The following is a 9175-nucleotide window of genomic DNA, read 5'->3' on the forward strand; positions in this document are numbered from 1 at the left end:
TTATGCCGCGCGCGGCATAAGCAGGTCATGATCAGCGTGGCCATGAAGGCGGCACGGTCAGCGCCACGATCTGATCCGGCGAAGAGCCAGGACTTCCTGCCGAGCGCGAAGCCTCGCAGGGCTCGCTCGGCGGCGTTGTTCGTCAGACAAATCCGGCCGTCGTCCAGGAATGACGTGAAGCCGTCCCATCGCTTGAGCATATAATCGATGGCCTCGGCGACCGGAGAACTGCGTGAGAGTTTTGCCCGCTCGGTTTGAAGCCAGGCTTGCAGATCATCGATGAGCGGCAGGCTTTCCTTGCGGCGACGTTCCAGGCGTTGATCGGCCGTAAACCCGTTGATCTCCCGCTCGATATCAAACAGGCCGTCGATCCGTTTGACGGCTTCGAGCGCCATAGGCGAGATCGGCGCGGCGTTCTTTCCACGCTTGACGTTTGCGGAAACGTCGGCGAGCACGAAGAACTTGCGCCGCGCGTGTGCCCAACAAAACGCTTGTCTCAGCGGATTTGGATCGCGATCAACCTTGAACAGCGGATTGTAGCCGCCATAAGCGTCCGCCTGCAGAATGCCGGTGAAGGTCTTCAGGTGGCGTTCTGGATGCTCCTGCCGCCGATCTCGCGAGGCATAGTAAAGGGCCGCCGGTGGTGAGAGCCCTCCGAACGGCCGATCGTCCCGGACATAGGTCCAGATGCGGCCAGTATCCGTCTTTCCCTTCGCCAGGATCGGCACAGTCGTGTCATCGCCATGCAGACGTTCGGAGCCAAGGACATGCGCCTCGATCAGGGAGTGAATGGGCTTCAACGCCGCGGCGCATGCTCCAACTTGATCTGCCAGCGTCGATAAGCTGAGGTCGACGCCCTCGCGGGCATAGCGCTCGCTCTGGCGGTTGAGCGGCTGGTGCTGGGCGAACTTCTCGAACAGGATCATCGCCAGCAGGTTCGGTCCTGCAAAACCGCGGGGCGTCACATGGAAGGGTGCCGGCGGCTGCGTGATCTTCTCACACTCGCGGCAGGTAAACTTCTCCCGCACCGTCTGGATGACTTTCCACTGACGCGGGATGACCTCCAGGGTCTCGGTAATGTCCTCACCGAGCTTCGACAGTTTGGCCGATCCGCAGCAGGCGCAATTGGCGGGAGCAGCGATGACGACGCGCTCGCGTGGCAGGTGTTCGGGAAAGGGCTTACGTGATGGGCGCTTGCGCTCAAAGGCTTTGACGGTTGAGGCTTTGGCTGCGATCTCCGCCGCTAGTTCATCCTCACCGGCGTCCGCTTCCAACTCCTCGAGTTGCAGTTCCATCTGTTCCAGGAGCCGCGCCTTGCGCTCGGACCGGCTGCCGTAGAGTTCACGACGAACCTTGTCGATCTCCAGCTTCAGCCGTGCGATCAGCGCCTCGGAATGCGATACGAGTGCCTTTGCGCTGGCGGCTTCGGCCTTGGCGGTCGCCGCTTCTGCTTCGGCTGCGACACGTCGAGCGCGTTCCTGGGCCAGCAGTGCAAGCGCACTGGCAAGGTCGTCCGGAAGCTCTTCGGTCGCATTGCTCATGACAGGATGGAATCATATTCGACCCCGTCATTCCAGTGTTTTTGCTCATCCGGCCGACGTCGGCCGCCAGGTCTTTTGTGGCATCCGCCAGTCGATACCTTCCAACAGATAACCGAGCTGCGCGGGCGTGATCACCACTGTGCCATCGGCCGCTGATGGCCAGATGAAGCGGCCGCGCTCCAGTTTCTTCGTGAACAGGCAAGCGCCCTGGCCGTCATGCCAGATCACCTTGATCAGGCCACCACCGCGGCCGCGGAATACGAACAGGTGCCCACACATCGGGTCGCGCTTCAGCGCCTCCTGCACCATCAACGACAGACCGGGGAAGCCTTTGCGCATATCGGTATAGCCCGTCGCCAGCCAGACTTTTACGCCACTTGGAACTGGGATCATCGCAGCCCCAGCACGCATTCGAGGATGCGGCCAAGCGCCTCCGTGTCGATATCGCTGTCCACGCGGACACGACGGCCCCGGCCGAGCTCGATCGTCACATCGCTACGCTTCCGACGAGAATGGGATGTGGTGGGCGGTTCCGGTTGAACGGCAGGCGCGGCCGGAACTGTTTCGGCCACGACCACCGGCACCAAGGTGGTTGCCGTCTCGATGTTCTGCTCTTCGACCCGGCAAAGCTCCTTGCGCCAACGGAACAATTGACTGACATGGATACCGGCCGCGCGGGCAATCTCCGATACCACTGCGTCTGGCTCAAAGCAGGCCGCGACAAGGCGCTCTTTGTCTTCGCGTGACCACCGCCGACGGCGCTCCACAGACGTGATCACCTCAATTGGATGCTTCGTCATATGACTACTCCTAGTGTTACCACTAGGACTGACAGTCAGCAGCCTGTCATCGCAAGACGGCCTTCACCGTGGGGTTACGCTGCGGGCGTCACCACTTCTTTCCCAAAAGGTCTTTCAAAGCCGCATTGTCCAGCATCGCATCTGCAAGGAGCCGTTTCAGCTTCGTGTTCTCGTCTTCCAGCGCCTTCAGGCGCTTGGCTTTGGATACGTCCATGCCGCCGAGTTTGGCCTTCCATTTATAGATGCTGGCATCGCTGACGCCGTTCTTGCGGCAAAGTTCCGAGACCGGCGTGCCTGCCTCGTGCTCATTCACAATGCCGATGATCTGTTCGTCTGTGAAACAGACTGCGCTTCATTCCCTGGTCCTCTCAATGGGCCAGAGCTTACTTCAAAATGGATTATTTCAACGGGGCAAGGTCACCATTTAAGTCAGCCTATATTTTAGTCAATTTAACTGCACTAAGATCGCGTTATAAGCCTACCCATCGCGAAGTTACATAACGTCGTAATCCCAACTGTTATGCAGTAGGGCAGAATGCTTCCTCCTATTGCTCGCAGGAGAAACGTTAGCAATAGCCAGCCGACTACAAACACCAAAATGTTCGATAGGACTAATTTAATCCTATCGGACAATGCGTTACTTCCGCCCCGAAAAACTTTGTCTGGATAGACGAAGAACACAAATGCCATGCCGCAAGCCCACGCAATCGCGTAAGCCACTGAAGGAGCTGTTATCGTCAAGCAGGAGAAGTAAATACCGGTCGTAAAGGCCGTATTTACGATGCCCGCAACGATGAAACGGACGACGTCCTGACGGACTTCCGCAACATTCCTAAGCATTAACTAGCTCGAGGAACTGCTTGTATTCGCGAATGTAATCACTAGCCTCGTAAGGGTCAGACGCAAACACCAATAGCACGGAGTTAGGCTCGAACTTGTACTGGATGCCCCATACCAATGGGGAGAGGTACAGACCCGTTGATGGGTCCGAGAGCTGGACTTCCTTCCTTCTCGTTCCGTCATCTATCACGACAGAAACGCTCCCGTGTACCGCAATCAAAAACTGCTTACATTGATGATGCGCGTGCTCGCCACGGACTTTGTTACTCGGAACGCCATGAACGATGAAGGAGCGCTTCGGAACAAACGGCAAATCCTTCTCATATTCCAGCGGCGCAAGCTGCCCCCGAAGATCAGCGAAACGTGGCAGGCGCCACAGTTCACACCTGCCCACATTTAGAGCTACCTTGTTTTCGAGCTCGACTGTGACACGTTCGGGCTCACCTGTTTCAGTCTGATAACCAACGATCACGGCCGGGTTACCCACGACAACAGCATTTGCTGGAACGCTTTTGGTTACAACAGCACCGGCGCCGATCATCGCTGAGCGCCCAATATTGATGCCGGGTAAGATCGTAGCGTTGGCTCCAATCGATGCAAAATCTTCGATCACGGTTTCTGCGAACTTTTCAGGGTAGACCTTTGACCTTGGAAATTTGTCGTTGGTCAAGGTCGCATTTGGCCCAATGAAAACATTGCTGCCAATTCGTACCCCGTCCCAAAGTTGAACCCCACATTTGATTGTTACATTGTCACCGACGACGACATCGTTTTCGATAAAAACCCCGTCGCAGACGTTACAATTCGAGCCGATAACGGCACCGGGAAGAATATGAGCGAAAGCCCACACACGCGTACCATCACCAATATATTCGCTTTCGCAAATTCCATTAGGATGAACACTATAGCTTTGGCTTGTCATTCACTTAAGTCCCTGGTGTAGATTTCACTAATAACCCGAAGCGGCCTGCGCTTCGTATTTTCTGCTGTGCGCCAAATGTACATCCCTAAAAGTCCCTGAACCGATAGGATCAGAGATCCGAGAAATAGGGTCAGCAATATCAGACTTGTGTACCCGGTCTCTGTAATGAGACCGGACAGTTTCGCGACTAACGTGGCAAAACCAAAAATCGCACTTGTTGTGCAACCCACTACACCCAGCCAGAGCACTAGCATAATAGGAAGGTCGGAAAAAGAAAGGATACTGTCTACCATGTATCTCAAGCGCCGAGAGAAGTTCCATGCACTTTTGCCATGTTCACGAACTAGCCGGACGTACGGGACGAACTCACGCCTGAAGCCGACCCAAAATAGTTGCGCTACTAGCGAACTATTCGGTTCTTCGATTTGAATAATAGCGTCTCGAACAATTCTGCTGCATCCGAAGATATCAACGCCGCCCTTGGGCATGTCCGGCATAACAAATCGGCGATACGCTCCCCAAAAAGCATTCGATAGAGTCTTGGCTACCAACGGATCGTTTCGCCCTTCTCTCTTCCCGAACACGACGTCGGCCCTGCGAGATGACAGAATTTTGAAAAAACTAAGTATAAGTTCTGGTGGCTCTTGAAGGTCCGCAGCCATGACAGCCATGAATTCCGCTGTGGATTTTTCCATACCCGTCCGAATTGCGGTGAAAGCCCCGAAATTGCGGCTGTGAAAAATCAGTTTGAAGTCGAGATCGGACTTATTCAATGCCACCTTCAGCAGCGGACCTGAATTGTCTGGAGAACCATCTACAACGAGCACGAACTCAATATCATGCGACAGCGACCGGTCGAGTTTCACCAGCGCCTCGATCAGTGACGGAATTCCCTCAGAGTTCCGATACACTGGGACAACTAAGGAGTACGTCTTCACTATGACTTCCAATCCGATAAGGCGGCGCAGACGCGGTCCGTCTCTTTCTCAGTCAGCCCAGGGAAACACGGAAGCGAAACGATGCGCTTCGTAATCTTCTCTGACGTGATTATCCCGCCTTTCGCGGTGCGCATTGGCAGATTACGCCAACCAGCTTGAGCTCCATCCAAAATCGGATAATGGATATCAGTCGCAATGCCGTTGTTAGAAAGGTGCGCCCTCAGTCCGTCGCGATCATCGCTTTCGATGACCACTAGGTGCGCAACGGCACCATCACCACCATCGACCATGTTGACGCTAGATGGCATAGCTTCGCTGTACTTTTTTCTGATGGCCAAGCGTTCAGCATTGAGGCTCGGGAGATGTGGCAGCAAGACAGTTAAAACGGCAGCCTGCAACTCATCCATTCTCGAGTTCCGTCCACCAGGCAGCCCGATCGCATACTTTGAGGACCATCCATACTGCTGCAACTTTTTGATCGTCGATGCGATGTTATCGTCGCTGGTCACAACGGCCCCACCGTCGCCCATGGCACCCAAATTCTTGGTTGGATAGAAGCTAAAAGTTGCAACCTCTCCCATTGATCCAGTCAGAGCGCCATTGACAGAAGCTCCGTGGGCCTGCGCGCAATCCTCCAAGATCGGTACGCCGGAAAATCCAGCGGCATTCATCTTTGCACGAAGAGCTCTGATGTCGACTGCTCCGCCGTAGAGATGAGTAGCAACAACAACAAGCGTCTGGGCGTTCAACTCGGCAACTGCCGCGTCAATATCCAATAGGTGCGAACTCGCCTCGACATCAACGTATACCGGTACAAGACCGACCTGCCGACACGCGGTGCTTGTGTAACCACCAGCGTTCGCAACTGTGATTACTTCGCTTGCTATGGGTCCTCGAAGAATAGACAGCGCGCGAAGTGCGAGCTCGAGCGCATCCGTACCATTGGCAACATTCAAACAATGTTTGACCCCAACGAAATTGGCGAACTCCTCAGCGAACTTTGAGCCCTGCTTTCCGTTCAGCCACCAACCGCTTCGCGAAGCCGTCAAAATTGCATCTTCCAAAGGGTCTTGAAATCGTGAAAATACGCGCCCTAGATCGTTGAAAGGAATCGCAACGTAATCGGACATTAGCAAACTCTTGTTGTTCGGAACTGCGGTACCTATGCGATAACTGGCAAGATCGGTCAAGGAGATGGTCCCGAGTCCATGGTTAGTTCATCACCCGACGGGCGCTTGTTGCGGCCCTCAATCGTCGGATGTGAGAAACACGGAACGCCCCCGTTCATAGTGCCGGGACGCAACGGGATATGCCTAGTATTGGCACAACATGCTCGGTTGTCCACATCAATCCTTTTGGGAAAGAAGTGGTGACGCCCACAGCAAGGCGGAAACGACAAAGTCGCGTTGGTAAAGACGCTCAAAATTTCCACAATACTAAACAATCTTGGGCGTTTTAACGTTAGCCTTTAAGCGCGTCAGCCATAAGCTGCCGATGACAATCCCAATAGCGATAAGAGATAAAGCCGTTATGGCGATACCGATAATTAAGGGTAGCGGCTCATATTTCATTTTTATCACGGAACGACCAGCCGGCACGATAATTGCGCGATAAGCGTAATTTGCCCTGAAAATTGGCACTTGAGATCCATTCACCTCTGCTCGCCAACCAGGTGCCCATGTATCGTTGACAACTACTAACGATTTCTCTTGAGATACAACATCCAACGTTAAATGATCAGAATTCTCATAAGCGATGGACACCTTGCTGTCGTTTGTATTTATGCGCTCGCTGACGGTCGCTAAAAGCGTCTGCTCGTCTGAATTTGCTGGATGTAAAACTACGCGATCTTGCGGTCGATAGCCCGGGTCAGTCAGAACTGAAAGCGCTTCCGCACTCCATGGCATGGCTCTCCAGCCAGAAGGCATAAAGGCGCGAGGCGCAGCTTTCGGAATGATCCAAAGCGATCCGTCATTTCCGCTGTAGACTTGCTTGAGACCACCATCACGAATTTGCTGCTCATCCGGCGTCGCCCCCGGTACACCAGCAACCAATCCCACTGAAAGGGCCTCAAGAAGATTAATGGGCAGTTGGTCGATCTTTATGCTGCCGAGAGCAGCCTTACTTGGTTCAGATACAACGCTCGGGGCAATACCCCCCGAAGCCACGATTTCTGCAATCCAAAAATTCTCAGGCTGAACCAGAGAATCATATCCGAAAACCGATTTCAGGCCCGCGGAGGCCGCTGAGCCCGCAAAAAATATTGGCGGCTGCCAGTTTGTTCCTACCGGCTGAGCGGGCACCAGCCGGAATTGAAGCTCACTTTGTAGCGCTGCAGCCTTAGAGATCAGCGGTGTAGCTGGAAAAGAAAATTTGTCCTTAATTGGTTCAATCGGCTGGCTGGTCTGAAGCAAAATAAAAAGCAAAACTGTGGTGGAACCCGCGGCGAGATAGGCAATACCGCGTGCCCGGGCATGCCCAATATAGGCGGATGTGAAGACAATGAATTGGTCCAATCCGAATGCGGCCAATGTTGAAATCGCGAGAACGAACAACTGAGAGCCAATTGTAGAAGGATGGATCGCTCCGAACATTGGAACGATCGCATGCCCAACTAGAAAAAGAGGTCCAAATCCAACGACAAATAAGAAAGACAATATCCCAAGTATAAAGAAGAACCAGACACAGCTGCGCCGATTGAAGATTGCAATTGCGGCCATTAGTAATGCGGGGCCGCCGACGAAGATCATGCTTGGAGAATCGTAACCCCAAACTGGGCCTGACAAACTATCCGGCCACACTATCCCTTTTAAGGCGGCGATCGGGCTAATTGCCTCTGAGAGCTGTACATCCAATGTTGCAGGTATGCGAATAGCCGAACGAAATACATCCAAAAAGGGTAACCAGATCGCCGCACCGACTAATAGGCATGAGAGGGCGGCAACGCCTGCCAAGGCAAAAGGCCTTATGCTCCTAAAGGTAAGCGTGCCTTGGCTCTTACCGATCAGTACCAACCACCAAACAAATGTGACAACACCGAACGCATAACTGTAATTGGCGTACCCGCTAAACCATGTCAGCCCAGTTGCAGTGCCGGATAACACTGCATATCGCCACGAGCAATCCTGGATCGCCCTTCCGGCACACCAAAGAGACAACGGCAACCAAGCCGCAATAATCATCACAAATTCAAGCGATAAATGGTAAATATTATGGCCATTGAATGTCCAAACTACCGCACCCAAAAATGCCGATGCTGGAAAGCAATCAAGCCATTTCAGAAACTTATAAGAAAAGGCTAGGGCAAAAAACGCGTGTAGGACCATCATTATGGTGTGGCCCCACATAGCTCCAAATAGAAAAAACAAAATAAGGCGAGGCGGGTAATAGAAGCCAAAAAGCCCGGTCTCTGGCGCCCTTGTCCCACCGAAATCGAACGGATACCAGAATGGGAGGTGCCCGGCTCTAATCTCCGCAGCTAGAAAGCGCCAATGCGGAAAAAAACTATCTGCAAAGTCGGTCTGTGGATACGGTGACTTGACCACGCTCAAATCAATTCCCGCGCCCCGCCAAGGATAATAACTGGCCATCTGCTGTGCGGTACTACCTATCGTTTTGCCAAAAAAAATAAAATAAAAAAAGCTCAATGCCACGGCCGCTAAGAATAACATGGCGACAGGCTGCTTGAGCACCCGGCTATAAAATCTTTCCAACATCTTAGCGACCTATTTAGCTAGCTAGGGCAATCGAATGCCGAGTTCATATCTCTGATATGATAAAGGAGCTCTATTACCGCGAAGGACGTCTCGATAACAAGCAACACGGGAGCATTTCCAACGCTTTTCTCCCTAGAACTCCTTCAAACGGCCCACTGTGACAACCCGTACGGATGGAGTGCTCGCCCTCGGCGCGTCGTCATCCGCCTGCGAATTCGCCACCAACTCTTATGTGAGGCGTTGAGATCGATCTTATTATCGAAAGCATCGTAAGCGTGCTATCAGGCCACGGCTTTGCCTTCGAGCTTTCAGCGTAGGCCCACGGCAGCAGCTCGTCGATCTAGGTATATGAATGGCCGTTGACGATCCTCGTGAGGATGTCCGAGAGATAGGCGAGCGGCTCGACATTGTTGAGCTT

The 9175-nt window shown here is 53.4% G+C and carries 9 protein-coding genes and 1 pseudogene; all 10 read right to left on the reverse strand.

What is annotated here, in order from left to right; translation table 11 throughout:
* Positions 1 to 1541, reverse strand: a 1541-nt coding sequence (gene tnpC, locus J5286_RS05895) for an IS66 family transposase (protein WP_209189627.1), incomplete at its 3' end; no start/stop codon positions are given.
* A gap of 45 nt (positions 1542 to 1586) precedes the next feature.
* The gene (gene tnpB / locus J5286_RS05900) at positions 1587 to 1934 is read right to left on the reverse strand and encodes an IS66 family insertion sequence element accessory protein TnpB (protein WP_019565571.1); all 348 of its coding nucleotides are present in this window, start codon (positions 1932 to 1934) and stop codon (positions 1587 to 1589) included.
* The gene (gene tnpA / locus J5286_RS05905; protein ID WP_209189628.1) at positions 1931 to 2341 is read right to left on the reverse strand and encodes an IS66-like element accessory protein TnpA; all 411 of its coding nucleotides are present in this window, start codon (positions 2339 to 2341) and stop codon (positions 1931 to 1933) included. Before tnpA ends, tnpB begins: the two co-directional genes overlap by 4 nt.
* A 94-nt stretch (positions 2342 to 2435) precedes the next feature.
* A pseudogene (locus tag J5286_RS05910) lies at positions 2436 to 2666 on the reverse strand (transposase); the annotation flags it as partial.
* A gap of 134 nt (positions 2667 to 2800) precedes the next feature.
* On the reverse strand, positions 2801 to 3181 hold the full coding sequence (locus J5286_RS31715; protein WP_209189629.1) for a GtrA family protein: 381 nt from the start codon (positions 3179 to 3181) through the stop codon (positions 2801 to 2803).
* Complete coding sequence (locus tag J5286_RS31490; RefSeq protein WP_209189630.1) at positions 3174 to 4103, reverse strand: WxcM-like domain-containing protein; 930 nt, start codon at positions 4101 to 4103, stop codon at positions 3174 to 3176. The genes J5286_RS31715 and J5286_RS31490 overlap by 8 nt, the downstream gene beginning before the upstream one ends.
* Positions 4100 to 5041 (reverse strand): glycosyltransferase family 2 protein, encoded by a 942-nt coding sequence (locus J5286_RS05925; RefSeq protein WP_209189631.1) that lies wholly within the window; start codon positions 5039 to 5041, stop codon positions 4100 to 4102. Before J5286_RS05925 ends, J5286_RS31490 begins: the two co-directional genes overlap by 4 nt.
* The gene (locus tag J5286_RS05930) at positions 5041 to 6231 is read right to left on the reverse strand and encodes a DegT/DnrJ/EryC1/StrS family aminotransferase (RefSeq protein ID WP_209189632.1); all 1191 of its coding nucleotides are present in this window, start codon (positions 6229 to 6231) and stop codon (positions 5041 to 5043) included. The genes J5286_RS05925 and J5286_RS05930 overlap by 1 nt, the downstream gene beginning before the upstream one ends.
* Positions 6232 to 6477: 246 nt before the next feature.
* Positions 6478 to 8757 (reverse strand): YfhO family protein, encoded by a 2280-nt coding sequence (locus J5286_RS05935; RefSeq protein ID WP_209189633.1) that lies wholly within the window; start codon positions 8755 to 8757, stop codon positions 6478 to 6480.
* Between the two features lie 340 nt (positions 8758 to 9097).
* Positions 9098 to 9175: transposase domain-containing protein (locus J5286_RS05940; RefSeq protein ID WP_209189634.1), on the reverse strand; the 78-nt coding region annotated here is incomplete at its 5' end.

The organism is Rhizobium sp. 16-488-2b, from assembly GCF_017741815.1.
Lineage (GTDB): Bacteria > Pseudomonadota > Alphaproteobacteria > Rhizobiales > Rhizobiaceae > Rhizobium.